Annotated in this window: 14 protein-coding genes; 8 read left to right on the plus strand and 6 right to left on the minus strand. The window is 44.6% G+C overall.

Annotation, left to right across the window (positions count from 1 at the left end; all coding sequences use genetic code 11):
• Positions 1-9 precede the first annotated feature (9 nt).
• The 6 genes from ACED53_RS04910 (at position 10) to ACED53_RS04935 (ending at position 6697) form a co-directional block, all read left to right on the plus strand.
• Positions 10-972, plus strand: coding sequence for a DUF58 domain-containing protein (locus tag ACED53_RS04910; RefSeq protein WP_017099368.1), 963 nt, complete (start codon positions 10-12; stop codon positions 970-972).
• A complete protein-coding gene (locus ACED53_RS04915; RefSeq protein ID WP_017099369.1) occupies positions 973-1533 on the plus strand; it encodes a DUF4381 domain-containing protein in 561 nt (186 codons plus the stop codon).
• Positions 1526-2605 (plus strand): VWA domain-containing protein, encoded by a 1080-nt coding sequence (locus ACED53_RS04920; RefSeq protein ID WP_017099370.1) that lies wholly within the window; start codon positions 1526-1528, stop codon positions 2603-2605. The genes ACED53_RS04915 and ACED53_RS04920 overlap by 8 nt, the downstream gene beginning before the upstream one ends.
• Positions 2598-4322 carry a VWA domain-containing protein gene (locus ACED53_RS04925; RefSeq protein WP_017099371.1) on the plus strand — a complete coding sequence of 575 codons (1725 nt, stop codon included), beginning with the start codon at positions 2598-2600 and terminating at the stop codon, positions 4320-4322. The genes ACED53_RS04920 and ACED53_RS04925 overlap by 8 nt, the downstream gene beginning before the upstream one ends.
• Positions 4319-5713: a BatD family protein gene (locus ACED53_RS04930; protein ID WP_017099372.1), complete on the plus strand. Its 1395-nt coding sequence runs from the start codon at positions 4319-4321 to the stop codon at positions 5711-5713. Before ACED53_RS04925 ends, ACED53_RS04930 begins: the two co-directional genes overlap by 4 nt.
• Positions 5714-5791: 78 nt before the next feature.
• Positions 5792-6697, plus strand: coding sequence for a LysR family transcriptional regulator (locus ACED53_RS04935; RefSeq protein WP_017099373.1), 906 nt, complete (start codon positions 5792-5794; stop codon positions 6695-6697).
• A 196-nt stretch (positions 6698-6893) separates the two neighbouring features.
• Here ACED53_RS04935 and ACED53_RS04940 read toward each other — a convergent pair whose 3' ends face one another.
• Both ACED53_RS04940 and ACED53_RS04945 read right to left on the minus strand, forming a co-directional pair.
• Positions 6894-8576 (minus strand): alkaline phosphatase family protein, encoded by a 1683-nt coding sequence (locus ACED53_RS04940; RefSeq protein WP_371715238.1) that lies wholly within the window; start codon positions 8574-8576, stop codon positions 6894-6896.
• Between the two features lie 180 nt (positions 8577-8756).
• A complete protein-coding gene (locus tag ACED53_RS04945) occupies positions 8757-9545 on the minus strand; it encodes an SUMF1/EgtB/PvdO family nonheme iron enzyme (RefSeq protein ID WP_009844966.1) in 789 nt (262 codons plus the stop codon).
• 136 nt (positions 9546-9681) lie between these two features.
• On the opposite strand from ACED53_RS04945, the gene ACED53_RS04950 reads away from it, so the two are divergent.
• Both ACED53_RS04950 and ACED53_RS04955 read left to right on the plus strand, forming a co-directional pair.
• Entirely contained in the window at positions 9682-11013 is a 1332-nt protein-coding gene (locus ACED53_RS04950) for an anaerobic sulfatase maturase (protein WP_017099375.1), read from the plus strand.
• Positions 11014-11100: 87 nt separating this feature from the next.
• Positions 11101-12159, plus strand: coding sequence for a tetratricopeptide repeat protein (locus tag ACED53_RS04955; RefSeq protein WP_017099376.1), 1059 nt, complete (start codon positions 11101-11103; stop codon positions 12157-12159).
• Positions 12160-12273: 114 nt separating this feature from the next.
• On the opposite strand, the gene ACED53_RS04960 is transcribed toward ACED53_RS04955, so the two are convergent.
• The 4 genes from ACED53_RS04960 to ACED53_RS04975 all read right to left on the minus strand — a co-directional run bounded on the left by ACED53_RS04960 (position 12274) and on the right by ACED53_RS04975 (position 17607).
• Complete coding sequence (locus ACED53_RS04960; RefSeq protein ID WP_017099377.1) at positions 12274-13326, minus strand: ABC sulfate transporter permease; 1053 nt, start codon at positions 13324-13326, stop codon at positions 12274-12276.
• 1 nt (position 13327) lies between these two features.
• Positions 13328-13804, minus strand: a complete 477-nt coding sequence (locus ACED53_RS04965; RefSeq protein ID WP_009844970.1) for a hypothetical protein — start codon at positions 13802-13804, stop codon at positions 13328-13330.
• A gap of 9 nt (positions 13805-13813) precedes the next feature.
• Entirely contained in the window at positions 13814-17017 is a 3204-nt protein-coding gene (locus ACED53_RS04970) for a response regulator (protein WP_017099378.1), read from the minus strand.
• A 215-nt stretch (positions 17018-17232) separates the two neighbouring features.
• Complete coding sequence (locus ACED53_RS04975; protein WP_009844972.1) at positions 17233-17607, minus strand: hypothetical protein; 375 nt, start codon at positions 17605-17607, stop codon at positions 17233-17235.
• Positions 17608-17675 lie beyond the last annotated feature (68 nt).

Here is a 17675-nt window from a genome sequence, read left to right on the forward strand (position 1 = left end):
GGGGGCGTCATGGCGAAGCCAACACAAGCTCCCAAATCGCAAGGTCTTGATCCACGATTGTACTGTGATTATTCAAGGTTAGTGCGAATTCAGGCTCAAGCTGAGTCGTTTTCTCTGTTGCCTCATCTAAAGGCGGGCAGTGTGCTGTCGGGTCGACATAATTCCCTGTTTCGTGGTCGTGGTTTGAATTTTGAGGAATTACGTCACTACCAACTTGGTGATGATATTCGTAATCTCGATTGGAAAGTCACGATGCGAACGGGTAAGCCTCATGTTCGTAGCTATACCGAAGAGAAAGACCGAAATGTAATCATCTGTGTCGATCAGCGCAGTTCGATGTTCTTTGCTTCTCAAAACACCATGAAATCAGTTGTTGCGGCCGAAGTCGCGGCATTGTGTGGATGGCGAGTGCTAAAAGATGGTGACCGTGTTGGCTTTGTTTTAGCTTCTCATCAAAAACTCTTCCACACCAAAGCACAGCGTTCACAGTCTGATTTACTGGCTCAGTTAAAGCACCTTACTAAAGCAAATCAAAGCTTAGACGTGAGTGTGAGTGACAGCGAAGGAGTCGGGTTCAGTCAATGGATTGAACTGATAAAACGAATGAGATTAAAGCAGTCGACCTTAATCTTTATTAGCGATTGGCGCGACTGCCAAGAACAACATCTAGACCGACTAAAGCAGTTACAGCAACACAACGATATCTTGGCCATAATGGTCACAGACCCATTGGAACAATCATTACCTCAAGATCTCGCAAGCGCAAATTGGGTGGTGGGTGATGGTCGCTTTCAACTTAATCTGGATAGCCAATCTAAGGTTAACCTCGCAAGTGAAAGCCTTGCTCAAAAGGCGGCACTCCAGAAACAGTCCCTTGCTAAATTAATGGCGATGAAAAACCTCCCTTATATCGAATTAGATACGTCTGGAACTCATATTTCTCAGCTTCAAAAGCTGGTGGGAGGGCGTTAGATGGCCGTTGAACATACGCCTCCAAGTACTTATATCCTTCGCGATCTGCACGATGTCGCCATTCCCGAGAGCGTGAGCTGGATGCCGCAAACTATTGGCTGGAAGATCCTTGGCGTCATTCTGTTATTGGTCGCTATCTATCTGGCTTATCGCTTGGCGCAGAGATGGTGGAATAACCGTTATCGTAAAGAAGCGCTTAAAGAGCTCATGGTATTGGATGCGAGAGACAAAAACTCAACCGAACGAACCTTCAAGGTACTGAAAGTGGTACTCCGTTACCTAGACAGCAGCAATGCCAAGCTGTTTGGTCAAGCTTATGTCAATCGCTTGAACGCTTACCTGTCTGTTAGCGCTAACACAAGTGAAAACAGCAATGCGTTCTTTGCCGATGAAGTTTCGGGGTTATGGATGCAGAGCCTAATTGACCCTAAAGTACGTTTGAGCTTTGAACAGCGTTTAGAGGTGATTCAAACTGCGATGATGTGGCTAAAGCTTCATAAACGCGATGTACAAACAAAACCGAATGTACAGGTAATGGCTGAGGGGCAAGACAATGTTTGATGTTTTATCTGCCAGCTTTGAATTTGCGCACCCGCTATGGTTTATCGCGCTGCCTTTGCCGTTGTTAGTCTACTTTGCCGTGCCAGCTTACCGAACTAAGCAAATGGCTATTAAGGTGCCATTTTTTCGAGAATTGGTTGAAGCGATTGGCGAAGCACCGTCAAAAGGTGCCAGCCAGTTAACACCAAGCTGGTGGCAACGGACCACGCTCATTATTACTTGGGTATTGGTCGTGTGTGCGTTAGCGAAACCAACCATTCTTGGTGAGCCACAAATTCGTGAACAATTGGGTCGTGATGTGATGGTGGTGGTCGATTTATCCGGCTCAATGGCGGAGCAAGATTTTACCTCTCAGCAAGGCGATAAAATCTCTCGTTTAGATGCGACCAAAGAAGTGCTGGCTGATTTTGCGACTACCCGAAAAGGGGATCGACTCGGTTTGATTCTTTTTGGTGATGCAGCGTTTGTACAAACACCGTTTACAGCTGACCAAGATGTGTGGCTTGAACTGCTTAATCAAACCGATGTCGCTATGGCAGGGCAAAGCACGCACTTAGGTGATGCAATTGGCTTGGCGATTAAGGTGTTTGAACAAAGCGAAAAGCAAAGTGCTGCCGTTCAAGATTCAAGTGTTGATGCCAACGAAAAAGAGAAGGTCGTGATCGTACTAACCGACGGTAATGATACGGGAAGCTTTGTTGAACCGATTGATGCAGCCAAAGTTGCGAAGGCGAAAGGCGTTCGTATTCACGTGATCGCCATGGGTGACCCACAAACCGTTGGTGAAGTGGCTTTGGATATGGAAACCATCAAACGAGTAGCGCAAGAATCCGGTGGTGAAGCCTTTGAGGCACTTAACCGCGACGAACTTACCAAAGCCTACGCTCAGATTGGTGAGCTAGAACCACAATTATATGAAAGTACCACTTATCGCCCTAAACAGGGGCTGCACCATTACTTAATGGCGATTGTTGTTGTGATGTATCTGACTGCCTTTAGTCTGGCGACTTTACGTAGAAGGTCGCTTTTGGCTTCTAAAACTAAAAAATTGAAAGGAGAGGATGATGCCTGATTCTCTCACTCTGCAACAGTTCTTTACCCAGTTTCATTTTATCCGACCTTTGTGGTTGTTGGCCTTTATTCCGATGTTCTTCCTGTTATGGGTTCGTTGGAGAGAAGAAACTAAGCCGACGTGGAAAGATATTCTTCCCGTGCATTTACGTGATGCCTTGACGATTGGCGAAACAGGCTGGCGTAAGCAGTTGCCATTGAAGCTATTGGTGGTAATTGTAACTATCGCCATCATTATTTGTTCGGGCCCAACATGGCAGCGTGAGGCTTCACCTTTTGGGGAAGACAAAGCGTCGATGTTAGTGGTGCTTGATAACAGCGAATCCATGCTGGCGAAAGACTTACCACCGAGTCGCTTGGAACGCTCTAAACAGAAAATTAGAGACTTATTAGCAGCGCGCAAGGGCGGTAATACGGGCTTAGTGGTTTACGCAGGCAGCGCACACGTCGCGATGCCTGTGACTCAAGACAGCAAGGTATTCGAACCGTTTCTAGCGGCTATCACACCCGACATCATGCCGGTATCAGGTAAGTCAGCAGAAGAAGCGTTGCCACTCATAAATCAGCAATTGTCTGGTGAGCTAGGTTCGTCAGTGTTGTTGGTATCGGATGGTGTAAACCCAAGTACCATCAGAGCGTTCGAGAACTTCTTTAACGACAACACGTATCAGTTGCTTATTCTAGCCGCAGGAAACAGTAATGTGGTGAGCGATAATCCTGTCGACCTCGATTCATTACGGAATTTGGCGAGTAAGACAGGTGGACGACTGATCGAAGTGACCGTTGATGATTCGGATATCCAACAGCTCAACAACGCGGTTGAAAGAAACATGCAACTCAACGGTGAGTCTTCAATGCCTTGGAAAGACATGGGGTACGGGCTGCTTATTCCAATGGCTATCATTATGTTGTTGTGGTTCAGAAAAGGGTGGTTGGTTCAGTGGTGTGTTGTTGGCGTGCTGATTACAGGTAGCATGTATTCACCAGACACTTTGGCGAAAACAGTCAACTTAACCGCTGAGAAACCCGTTGTGGTGGAGTCGGTTACGGTTTGGGATAAAACAGCCCAATGGTGGTGGGATTTATGGTTAACGCCCGACCAGCAAGGTCAACGCCTGTTGAACCAGAAGGAATACCTTGAAGCGGCAAAACATTTTACTGACCCAATGCGAAAGGGCGCGGCTTACTACTATGCTCGTGATTTTAAGTTAGCTCACAGTGCCTTTTTACAAACCAAAACCGATTATGGTTTGTATAACGCCGCGAGTGCTTTAGCTCGACAGCGAGAATACCTTGCCGCGCGAGACCTTTTGAAGTCATTAAGCGAGAAAGAGGGTCTGTCACCAGAACTAAGAACGGATGTGGAGAACAATCTTGCTGTGCTTAGTGGCATTGTCGAAGAGGTTAATCGCACCAGTGAAAGCCAATCAGGCACAACTGATGGCCCTGAAGAATCTTTAGAATTAGATGACGACCAGCCGCGCACGGGTGATGGTGCAGAAGAGGAAACGGTAGCGGAATTGATGCTTAAGGAAACACTTAACGCGAATGAGATTTTGGGTAGCCAAGAGCTTGCCGACAAGTGGTTGAAGCGAGTAGAAGCCGATCCTAAGTTCTTCTTGAAATCCAAATTCCAAATTCAGTTAAGAGATCCTGCGCCTTCGATCGAGCAGATGCGAAAACAAGAACAGACGCCAAAACAGGAGCAAACCCAATGAGTCGACATGATTTAGCTCTTGAAGTAGTTCAAACAAAGGTAGGGCGCTCAGAGTCCTTTAAACTAACCAAGACCTTGCTTGTGTCGATGGTTCTATGGATTAGCACTGTTTTCCCTACTCTTGCTTCTGCGGCTGATATCTATGATCTGCAGAAGAGCGGTGATGTAGAACTGATCGCTTGGGTTGGAGAAAAACCAAAGTCAGGCGATAAGATAATGCCAACGAAAGTCAGCGTTAATGAGCAAGTGATTTTGAACATTGAGGTGGCGACCCCTCGCTGGCTAACGGGTGGTACGCGAATTGGCAGCATCGAAATCCCCAATGTTATTGCTAAGCAGCGCAACCAACTCGCGACGAACTACACAGAGCGAGTGGGTGGCACAACATGGTCACGTCAACGTTGGGAAGTGACGCTTTATCCGATGACTTCTGGCGAGTTTGTGATTCCTACAGTGCCTGTTCGTATCCAAGTTTCTGCTCCTGATGGTTCAAACGTTGGCGGCACGCTTTACACGCAGCCGATTAAGTTTGAAACCTCATTACCGTCTGGTGTGTTAAGCGATGAATCGCCTTGGTTTTCTGCGACAAACGTGGATGTTGAGCAGCAATGGCAACGTTCGAGCGAGGACTTAAAAGTGGGTGATGCGGTTACTCGAACCGTGACGATCAAAGCGAAAGACAGTTTGTCGGTGTTACTTCCCAATGTGTTGACCAATGAATCGACACAGCAATATCAAGCTTACCCTCAGCCTAATCGTTTAGATGACACACAAGAACGTGGTGACTACCGTTCCAGTAGAATTGAAGAGACGGTTTATGTGATTCAGCAAGGTGGTGAATTTACCTTACCGGAGTTCACATTCCAGTGGTGGGACAGCAAAAATCAGCGTCTTGAGAGCGTGGTAATAAAAGGCGAGGTGTTTGAAGCTAAACACACAGTCCAATCTTTCATCAAAGCTTACATGTCGGTCTTTATCAGCGTTGGCTTGGCAGTGGTGTTATGTGTTGCACTATTTGTTTCTTTGAAACGATATTACAAGAAACGACCAACACCGAGTTGGTTGGTATTACGTCGTTTGCTTAAGCAAGGTAATTGGTCTGCATTGAGAACCTTTATCTATCGTCAGTTGCGAACTCAAACTAGCCAGCTAGAACTCGGCAAAGTGAAACTTAGTAAAGCGCAATTTGGTAAATTGAATGGACAAAAACGTTGGGTGGAAGATTGCGAAGCACTTCAACAAGGGCGTGAAGATAGAAACGTATTTTCTCGTTTATGGAGAGGGTTACGTAACTTACCCAATGACACATCAAACTCAAGCAATTCTCGTTCAATTTTCGACCGCTTGAAAATCCCTAAAGCCTTGCCAGACTTAAAAGATAGAACTAAGTAGCAAACTTTAGTCATTCGCATCGAATAAAATCGGCAGGCTCTCTACTATAGGGAACCTGTTTCTTTAATATGGAACTGTATGAAAAGCACCGAACTCAATTTAATTCCTATATTTGTTGCTATCTATGAAGAGCAGAACTTATCTAGGGCTGCTAATCGCATGGATATAAGCCAACCTGCTGTGAGCAAAGCGCTTGCACGGTTGCGAGATATCTATGACGAGCCACTGTTTCACCGCACCACATCAGGCGTAGAGCCAACCACATTCGCTATTGATATCTACCCGGCAATGGCCGCTGCGCTAAAAAACTTTACGTCTACCTTATCCGCATCAAGAGATTTCGACCCCAAAACTTCAGGGCGCGTGTATTCAATTGCCTGCGTCTCGGCGGCGAGCTACGAAATGATGCCAAGAGTGATGCAGTTAATCAGCCAAGTTGCACCTGGTATCGCATTAGAAGTTCACCCTCTATTTACGGAAGATTACGAGTCTGATTTAAGGCTTCAAAGACACGATGTTATTATCGATATGACACCTAAAGGAAGAACCATGCTCAAGCATGAGGTGATTTCTAAAGAGGAACTGGTGGTGGTGTGCCGTAAGGACCATTCTACAATTGGTGATACGATCGATATGGAGCAGTTCCTATCAGTTGAGCATGTGGTTGTATCTCGTTGGCATGCACGTAAAAGCTTATTGAGTTCTGAACACTACAGTGACCTTGAAAAGCGCAGAATAGTCTATCGTGCTGCGGGTGTTGTTGAGATGCTGCCAGTTATTGAGGGCTCTGATTACATCGGAGTGTTACCTATGTCATCGGTGCGCTGTTTTTCTGAAAAGTACGCGGTTAAAACACTACCACTACCATTCGAATTGGAAGACCTCGATATGTGTATGATTTGGCACCCGAGTCGCACTAATGAACCTAGCCACAAGTGGTTGCGGGCTAAGATCAAAGCGGCAGCAAAAGACATATCAAGTTAACCTTTGAAGGGAGTTTAATGGAAAATGTTTGTGCGAATAGCCGTTATTCCTAGCACTGACATACGTTGATTGCCTAACAACAGGCAATCAAAAAGAGCCGCTTATCTGTTTTGACTGAGTCAGTCTGAATTGATAAGTGGCTCTTTTACTTGGTGTGGGTTTCGACATTAAAATGAAGAAACCTCAATGACGTCTATTATTCGGTAATTTCTTGCAGCACTTCTCCAATTGATCCACTTGGTTGGGTTATCCCTAGTTTGTTCGAAAGTGTTGGCGCAATGTCGTATGGCGTGATTGCCCGCGAGATCTTCTGAGCTTCAACGTCGTAGCCTGCGAAGATTACAGGGACATGTGTATCGTACTTCCATGGCGAGCCATGTGTAGAGGCGATTTGAAGGCCTTCCATATCGTTAATGTAACTACGCGGAGCAAATACCACATACACGTCACCTGAACGAGCAGGGTGGTAGTTGTTTTTGATTAGCTGCATCACATGAGTATCAGGCACTCGGTTTGCTGCAATATCGCTGCTTGATACTGCAAACGCCACACCCTTCACTTTCGCTATTTCATCGGCGATCGCTTCCTGCACTTTAGCTAGGTCAAGTTTCTTCTCTGCAATTAAATCGTGATTCAGATAGATATAAGGCTGTGCGTACAAGCGAATTGCGTCTTTGGTTAGACCAAATTCATCCTTCAATCGTTTCTCAACACCACTCGAGAGCAGTGTATCTTTATTGAAGTATTGAGCTTGATTGAAGCCAAGCGCATTTGCCGCAGGTGAAGATTCAGGGACACCATGATCGGCAGACAATACAATTAATGTATTTTTTAGCCCGACTTGGTTATCAACGGTTTTAAGAAGCTTGGCGATCGTCTTATCAAGTCGAATTAGGTTGTCTTCTGTTTCTAGGCTTTCAGGGCCGTATAAGTGCACCACGTAGTCGTTTGATGAGAAACTCACAGACAGATAATCGGTCACGTCACCTTGGCCTAACTTCTCTTGCATTAACAGTGTGCTTGCAAAATTTTCTGTGATCTCGTCACCAGCCGGGCTAACGGTTAGCGTTGTGCTGTAGTACTTATAACTTGCAGGGCCATAAGGGTGAGGGAAGGTGCGTTGGAAGTCACCGAGTTTCACTTTGTGTTCGGTATCGTGTTCTTGAAGCGTGTACTTCTCACGTGGTAATGAGAGCTCCCACTTCTGTTTCGAGTACTGAGCAGCAATTGCTTTCTCGTTCCAACGTGATACCCAATCTGGATACTCGTCGTAGTAATAGTTGCTGGTGACAAACTCAGATTGCGCTTTGGAGAACCAGAAGGCTTTACCACTGTGTCCCGCCAATGAGATTGCGCCGCGGTCTTTCACGGATACACCGAACACTTTTGATTTTCCACTATTGGAAATCGTCAACTCGTCACCAAACGTGGTGGAAAGTATTGGCTCAGGAGAACGTCCATCACCTTGTGCTGTCTTCTGAGTTGGGTCGATCTCAGTTGCTTTATCGACACCCGCACCAGAGGTCAACATTTTGTAGTTACCGTCTTCTACGTTATACACCAAACGTTCTTCGCTACGGTCAGACCAAACGTTACCTACCATGCCGTGTACGCTCGGTGGAGCGCCGGTTGCAAGCGACACATGGCCCACGATCGTTTCCGTGTTGCCATGTTGATAGTTCGCGTTGGTGTAGTAAGTGCCGTCATCCATTAAGTACCGGAAACCACCTTCACCGAAGTTGTGCTTATATCGTTCGATTAGGTCTGCGCGCAGGCCATCTACCGTGATTTGAAGGACTAGATTTGGCTTCTCTGCTGCTGAGGTAGGGAAGGCACAGAGTAACGCGAGTGTAAGTCCTGAAAGCTTGGTGTATTGCATAGAAGTTCCTTATTCAGCGTTGCCGCAGAGTTCTAACGTTTGGTCAGATTTCTAACGTTTGGTCAGATTTCTAACGTGTGTATAGTGCAAGTCGTATTTTAGTATTGCTTGTGAAGATTGTTGATTCATAACCGTTGGCACCTTTAGTTAGTTCATTCTTTAACTAGCTCACAGCTTTAGCTAGTTCGTATCCTTAACTAAACGCAGGCCCATATCTGACATAGTGATCGATTGGCTTGCGAAGTCGCGACGGTAACTTTCAGATTCGTTTTCGTCATAAGCAAAGCTGCCACCGCGAACCGATTTATGTGATAAACCAACGTCGCTGTGTTTTGCGTTGTTAGGATTGTCTGTTGGACCGAATCGGTAGAAAGTGTCATCGAAGGCATCAATCACAAACTCACCCACGTTTCCGGTCATGTCATATAAGCCTAGTTCATTTGGCTTCTTTAGCCCGACTGGATGTGCGCTATTTTTAGAATTTGCTGAGTACCACGCAACATCATCTAAGTTATTGGAACCACTGTAAGTATAGCCTTTGCTCTTGTTGCCACCTTTCGCTGCAAATTCCCATTCAGCTTCAGTCGGCAGACGGTATTCTTCACCTGTAAGTTCGTTCAATTGTTCAACGAAGTAGTTCGCCTGTTGCCAACTTAAGTTATTGACCGGAACTTGTGGGTTTTGGAAATAACTGAGAGATGAACCCATCACCGATTCGAACAATTCTTGAGTCACCTCAAACTTTGCAATGTAGAAACTATCTACAGTTATATTTCGTGCTGGTCGTTCTGCTTTGGTCGCTTCAGGATCGTTCGAACCCATGGTGAATGTACCACCTTCAACTAGCACCATTTCTTGGTCAATTTGTTGGGCGATGGGGTGTGTAGGCACGCTCGCACAGCCGCTTAGGAAAATAGTCATGGTGACGCTGCTGATCGCCGCTATTTGTTTGTAATTAAAAAATTTCATCACGTGCCTCGAATGTTCGAAATAGAGGGCAATTTTAACGTTTAAGGTCATTCCTATTGGTTATAAAGGGTATAACATGCCACTGATTGAAATAGGCATTATGATGGCTACAGACACTAAGATAGGTAGATAAATCATGCACATTACTCAAGGTCCACAATACAATGGTAAAGCGTCTAAACGCTTGCATGTTATGGCTAAGCCAATTGGCGCAGCGTGCAACATCGACTGTAAATATTGTTATTACCTAAGTAAGCAAGATTTGTTGGAGTACAAGAAAGGCAGTTCTCCGAGAATGGATGATGAGACGCTAGAAACCTACATCCGACAATATATCGAAGGTCAAAACACGCCTGAAATTATCTTCTCATGGCAGGGCGGCGAGCCAACTATGCTGGGTTTAGCGTACTTTGAAAGAGTGGTTGAACTACAGAAAAAGTACCGACCTGAAGGTGTGTTGATCTCAAACGATCTGCAAACCAATGGCACACTGCTCAATGACGATTGGGGCCGATTCTTAGCAAAGAATAACTTCCTGATCGGCTTGAGTATTGATGGTCCTGAAATGCTGCACAATGCGTATCGTGTTAACAGAGCAGGCCGTGGCACATTCAAACAAGTGATGGCGGCGGTTGAGTTGCTGCACAAACATCAAGTTAAATTTGCAACGTTGACTTGTGTGAATAACCTCACCAGTCAAAATGCACTTGAGGTGTATCGCTTCCTACGTGATGTGGTGAAGTCTCCACAAATGCAGTTTATTCCTATCGTTGAACAGAAAACCTTTAGAACGGTTGCGCCACAAACATCCCAAGTGAGTGAGCAGCTAAAACAAGGCGAAAAACGCCTGATCCCCGGCCATAAAGACTCGATCATGGAATCGTGGTGCGTGTCGGATTTAGCTTGGGGTAACTTCCTGATCTCTGTGTTTGATGAGTGGGCGAAGAACGACATCGGTAAAGTGTTCGTTCAGTATTTTGAAGCGAGCTTAGAAACGTGGATTGGTCGTCCGAATCCGCTTTGCACTCTGAATGAGATCTGCGGTAAAGGCCTAGCGATGGAGCCAAACGGTGATGTGTTCTCTTGTGACCACTACGTTTACCCTGAATACAAAATTGGCAATATCCACCACGAGAAGCTTGATGATTTAGCGTACAGCGCACCACAGCAAAAGTTTGGTTTCGCTAAATCACGCACAATGACCAGTCAATGTCAGCAGTGTGATTACAAGTTTGCTTGTCATGGTGAATGTCCTAAAAACCGCTTTATCAAAACTCGCGCAGGCGAACCGGGCTTGAACTACTTATGTGCAGGTTGGCACAAGTTCTTTTCTCATGTCGACAAGTCGATGGCTTATATCGCTCGTGCGATGGGGCATCCGGTTGCTCATGGCAAATTCAGTGATTCAGTATTGATGGCACATCGTGCAAAACAGGCGCAACAAACTACGTTCGAGACCAAGTTTTAACTCGTTCTTTGGATCAACAGGTCCAAGATAAATTTAATCAGATACGAGTCTAAGGACAGGCTAAGTTCTCCAGTTTAAGGTAATACTATGATGAAGAAGAGTTTAGCGACGGCTGTTGCTTTATTGGTTTCAACGTCCACATTGATTTCAACGTCTGCGATGGCTGCGAATAGCGTTCAAAAAACGGTTGACGCGCCAGCACAAAATATCAATCAAGTGCTTGAAATGACGGACACTCAAACCCGCATTCAACAGTTGTCTTACATGGCACAAGACCAGAATCAATCTGTTGAAAATCGTACTGGTGCACTGCAAGCGCTTGCTTCATACCCAAGCCAAAATGCGCTGGTGGCGGTGGCAAGAGGTTTGAAAGATCAAAACCCTGAAGTTCGTGAAGCGGCAGTTATCGGTTCTGAACCTTACCAACTTGAGCATCGTTGGGCGTTAATTTCCCCGCTGCTAAAAGACATCGATACCATGGTTCGTCACACGGCAGCGTCAAATCTGATTCGTGACTTTAATACGTTAGATGACCAACAAAAAGCGCAAATTGAACCACCGGTACAAGAGTTGATTAGCTTCTTGGAAACGCAAGAATCTGAAAAATTTCAACTGTTGTTTGCTGATGTTCTTCGCTGGCACAACGAGTGGGATAAGGCGGAAACGGTTTATCTGGAGCTCATCAACACTCATCCCAGAGACCCACAAGTTTGGTTGAGCTACGCGGACAACTTCCGAGTTCAGAATAAAGATCAACAAGCGGTCGAGCTATTGGATCGTGGTTTGAAGAATGTACCGGACAATGCAGCGATGCACTATTCTAAATCATTAACTTTGGTTCGCCTTGAAGACAAAACAGCAGCAGCCCACGAGATTGAAGTAGCAGCAGAACTTGCAAAAGATAACAGCTATTACTGGTACTTGAATGGGGTACTACAAGAAGAGCTGGATATCGACAAATCGACTAAATCGTTCGAGAAAGCGTATTTGATCTCTGGCTCTCCAGAACAGTTATACGCGGTATGCGATATTTATGTACGCTATGGCAATGAAAAAACAGATGATTGCTTGGGTGAGCTAGGTAAAGTGGCTCCTGATTATGTTATTGAACAGTTGAAAGAGAAACGAGTCGCGCCAAGCTCATAATCTTTAGATGGGTTAATGGTAAGCTGATAAACCGTTATTGAGAAAGCCAGTCGAATATTCGACTGGCTTTTTTGGATCTTAATTGCTGCAAGTGACCATCGATTTGAATTCGAGCTAAAAAACAAAACTCAACATGATGGTGTAGAGCAATGCATCTTTATCGGTTTTAGGGGCGTCAATAAAGGCACCGTTTGACCTACGAGCTTCGAAGAATTGCATTTCACCATTGATAGATATATTTGACATCAAGTCGTAATCTACACCAACTAAGTAGCTATTCCCTTCTAAGTGCTCATTGGCGTTAAATTGCGCGCCGTATACTACGTAAGGTGTAAATGCTCCTAAATGGTAACCTAGGCTGGCGTACATGGATGAAGAAACGTCACTGATTTGACCTTCGCTCGCCAATACCGCTTGGCCAAATTCATATTCAGCGCCTAGCGACCAAAGTTGGATGTGTTGGTTGTCTGCTGTTGGAAGCGTGCCAACGTTTTTAATTTTTGTCGTTTGATCGAAATTTGAATCAAGGAAAGATAAGTTCCAACGATAGTTATCACCACTTAATTGAAGGTTTGCACCAAACATTCGATTTGTTTCGAATTCCAGCTCGGTTGTCGAATTGAACTCTACTTCATTCTTATCTTTGATTCCGACAAATGGAGAGAGTTGTAGGGTAGCTTCATCGGTTACATCATGAGTCCAACTCACTTTGACACCGTTGAAAGCGGTAATACCAAGAACGCTGTTATACACCTCTGTCGGTGGTCTTGCCGTCATATAGGCTTGGCCAACATAATAGTATTCAGAGGCAAGGAATAGTGGCAGTCGTAATCGACCAATACTCACATCGAAGTCGTTAAATTCATAGCCCAAGTAAGCCCACTCGAGTTGAGGATCACTCCAATCATATTGGGGTGGTTTGACAACTTGTACGGAAGCTTTAAATGAGTTGTAAAAGTAATCGAGTTGAACTCCAAGTGTGGTATCACAGTCATAACAATTTTCATCGGTAAAACCATTGTTGATGATTAAAGGGGAGTCGTTATCTGATGTTGCCCAAGAAGTAGAACCAAATCCGCTTAACGAAAAATTATCGGTAAGTTCAATAATAGCGAAAGCCGGAGAGGCAATTGAAGCACATAGCACTGACGTAATTATTTTTTTCATATTATTTCTCCGAGCTTATAACGTATAGAACATTGGCATTTTCAGGGAGCGTCGAGAGCGGGGCGTACCCAATTCGATTGGGCTTGTCATCAAGCCAGTCAACCAAGGTTTCGGTGGACGCCGATTTAATCTCTCTTGGATAACGAGCTTTACCTGAGAAGGATAAGCTCGCCCAATGGGCATTCATTTGAGCTGCGTTTTTTCCAAGCAGTTGTTGGTAAAAAACTTCACGTTCGCTGCTGTTTTCAGGCCAATCAGAAAGTTCTACACGTTTACCATCGAGTCGTTTTGTTTTTCCTCTATACAGCTTCCTTGCTTTGTTTATCGATATTTCTTCAAATCCTGAATCTAAAGAGAATATGGCGTAATCTTCTGCGGCATGAGCTGGGCTGAGAAGAAGCAAGTTTCCTAATAGCCCTACCGCGACGGGCAATATGACTCTGCGTGGAAGTGTTTTTATTGTTTTAATCCAATCCATGGGTTTCTCCTAACAAGTCGCACTTTCTATTTGATGGAATAGCTTTTCTTTTCTTACGGGCTTCGCTACGTATCCATCCATGCCTGAATCAAAGCACTTTTGAATGTCATCATCGATAACACTGGCGGTTAGCGCGATGATAGGAGTTTTGCTTAAGCCTAGGTTTTTCTCATGCTCCCGAATCTCCTTAGTTGCTGTGAAACCGTCCATAACGGGCATCATGCAATCCATTAGTATAATGTCGAAACTACTGTCGTTTTGGTACATATCAACGGCAATTTGACCATTCTCTGCAATTTCAAAAGTGTAACCAGCCCTTGTTAGCATGACCGAAGCGACTTTTTGGTTAACTCGATTGTCTTCGACGAGCAGTATTCTTTCAGATTTGCTCGGAACCGGGTTTTGTTCTCTTTCCTCTGGCACAGTCCGTTTAGCTGCAGCATTAAGAATCGGCGTTACGGTCGCGGGTTTTTTCGTAGATTTAGTTTTGTAGGCAACAGGAAGTGGCATTGCTTCAACGGCGGCAAGTACTTTTTCTTTTAACATTTCAAATTTGAATGGCTTTGGCACATAGTCATCCATGCCCACGTCGAAACACCTTTGAATATCGTCATCAATAACACTGGCGGTCAGGGCAATGATAGGGATACGACGCTTGGCATTGGTCTCTTTTTCAACGCGGCGAATATTACTTGTCGCTTCAAAGCCATCCATAACCGGCATCATGCAGTCCATGAGTATTGCTGCGTAGTGAGGGTTCGATCTGAACATGTCCACGGCTTCCTGGCCATTATTCGCAAACTCGAATTCAAAACCACTTTTACCAACATGAAGCCCGGCAATTTTTTGGTTGACCTTGTTGTCTTCGACGATCAGAATTTTGTGTTGTATCTCTAGAGAAGGTTGGCTCGCCTCTGAAAGCTCAACCCGACCCTGTGTATCACAGAGCTCAACCGCTTTAATCAAACGTAAACCGAGTAGGGGCTGTGATACTTGAGCCGTAACACAATTGCCGATGTCAGCCGGCTCGCTCAAAAATGATCGAATCAAGCAGATAGTGATGCCGTTTTGGTGGAGCTTATCTAAGTCACTGGTATAGTCACTGGCTTGGAATGTGTCATCTTCAGCAAAGACAACTGTGATTGGGTTAGCGTGCTTTTGAATCGTGAGTTGTTGCGTAAGCTCAGCTGTATCTCTCGTTTGTTGGGTTATTTCTAAACCATAGAGGTTAAGGTCCCATTCTATTCGTTTAGAGAGCATGTTCGCGTTACCTAGAACATAAATGTCGGCGGTTGCTGTGCTTGGTTTTGGCAACATTAAATCAATGGGTAATTCTAGATCGAAGTAGAAACAACTGCCTTCACCTTTGACGGAGTCGAGTTGGATCTGACCACCCATAAGTTCAACAAGCTGAGTACTGATCGCAAGGCCAAGACCAGTACCACCGAATTGTCTGGTCGTTGAATCATCTTCTTGAGCGAACGGTTCGAATATCTGTTTCTGTTGCTGTTTATCGATACCAATCCCCGTGTCTCGCACAGAAAACCTTAGGGTGACATTGTTTTCTGCTTTGTTTAGCGTTTGGATTGACAGGGTAACGCCACCTTTTGCTGTGAACTTCACCGCGTTCGACATAAAGTTCATCAAGATCTGTCTTAATCGGTGATCATCGATCATCACGCGTGCAGGTGTGTCTGGGCTGATATCAACGTTCACTGATATTTTTTGCTCTTTAGCTTTTGGCGCGACAATAGATGCGATGTCGTAAATGGATTCTCTAATCGATGCCGAATGCGGGCTGATTAATAGCATGCCAGATTCAATCTTAGAGAAGTCTAAGATGTCGTTGATCAGGCTTAGCAGTAGTTGGGATGAGGTCTCGATCGTATCTACATAATCACGTTGTGTTGGTGTAAGTGGTGTGTCTGACAGGATCTCCGAAATTCCGATAACGCCATTCAGTGGGGTTCGAATTTCATGAGACATATTGGCCAAGAAGCTACTTTTCGCTTTGCTAGCTTGTATTGCGTGGTCTTTGGCTTCTTCGGCGTCTTCTTTCGCTCGCTCTGCGTCTTCTTTCGCTATCGTTAACTTCTCTTTTGCATGTTCTCGTTCGATGGTCAGTCGCTCTACTTGCTGAGCAAATAGGCTGAGTTCGTCTTTGCCTTGAATCAGTTTGTCCAAAGAAGGGCGGGTATCATCATTTTCACTTTTTAAGAACCTAAGAACTAGCCCAAGATTGTTGGTGACTTGTTTCGCTAAACTGAGGGTTAATCCCATAACAGTTGCTGCAAGCAACGTGACGATGGAAATAAATAGCGTTCTTTCTGTTTGAGCATCTGAGATCGCTTGAGCTACTTCGGCCTGGAACTCTTGTTTGATCACGTCACCTAAATTCTGCAACAGGCTTAGGCGAGCACTCATCGCATTGAGTCCGGTAGTGATCTCTTGTGGAGTTAATGCGCTTATTGTGGATGAACTATGAAGTGCGTGACGTATCTCTTGGCTTTTCATAAAAGCCTCATCTTTAAACACTTCAATCATGAGTGAAACTTGATGTGTATTGGCATTCAAGGACACAAATCTTTCTAAGAACAAAACTTGCCTAGCATTGAGGCTTTCAACCAACTCGGCTAGTTCAGAATCATACTCTTGATGATTTTGGTAAATATCGAAGAGTGAAGCGCTGAGCTTAAATTCTTCATTTGACCAAAACATCAACCACTCTAGTTGATGCAAGGCGGTGAGGTGCTGTTGAATCTCACGCTTGGTGATATCAAAAGGGACTTTCTCAATGGCTAGCAACAATTGTTGGTACAAGTCACTTTGCCATTCAATCGCATCCAGCTTATCGAAACTGTCGGTCGTTTTCATAGTCGACAAGGTTGCCTCACTGAAGTCGGCCAGCAGTTGGTTCACTTCTTCGGAACTGTTTAGAAATATGCTAGGTGAAAGTGCTTTGAGCTCGGCATTTACCTTAGCACTTCGATTAACGAACTCTTCAGTGTTTGGTGCCAAAGTACTTCGATACAAGACAGAGATATCTTCAAGGTAAATTGCTAACTGATTGGTTCGCTCAAAATCGTTTAACTGCGTCGTCAGAAAGTAAGCTTGTCTACCGGCTAAGAAAAGGAGCAATGAGATTGGTAGTAGAACTAAGCCAAAGAGTTTATGTTTAACTGAAAGGTTATTCCAGACCGTAAGTGTCGACATATTAAGGATCCATCCAACTGGTTTTATATAAAAACAGTAGAATAAAAATGCCGATATGGAAACTTTGAAACTGTAAATTTAATGGAAGTGTGGGAGGGGTATAAGTTCTTGTGATTCCTAAGCTTATTTTGAAATAGCTTCTCTTGCTAGCAATTTATAGCGTTTGGCGGTCGGTTTGATTTTGATGCTTATTGATGAGTATCTTAAAAAGCGAGTTAATTAGGGTGATTTTTATCGAGACTTAGTTCAAATAGAAGTTGCTCTAACACCGTTTTTGCAGAAGGTTCTAGTGCCCAAACACCGAGCATTCTGTTCAGTGCAGCGCGGTATACTCTGTTTTTGAGTAGGAAAGCGAGCGTACGCGTATCGTTGCTCAGAACATTTGATTGTACGACGGTTAACTCAGCTTTGTTCTCGATATCGATTTTCTGAAGATTGAAAGCGGGTAGAAAGGCACACTCATACCAAACTTCTATGATCTCTCGAAGTTCGATTTCCTCTTCAGGCACATCGCAGCCCTGAAGTTGATGGTTTTCAGGAATTGCGGATAAGTAAGCTACATCAAGCTTGTCTGCAACGAATGTGTACATTTGCTTCCTTTTTATCGGTGATTTTAGAGCGAATCATCTCTCTCACTTATGTTTTTGTCAATTACATC

The sequence above is a fragment of the Vibrio sp. 1F169 genome (assembly GCF_041439605.1).
GTDB classification, from domain to species: domain Bacteria; phylum Pseudomonadota; class Gammaproteobacteria; order Enterobacterales; family Vibrionaceae; genus Vibrio; species Vibrio tasmaniensis_A.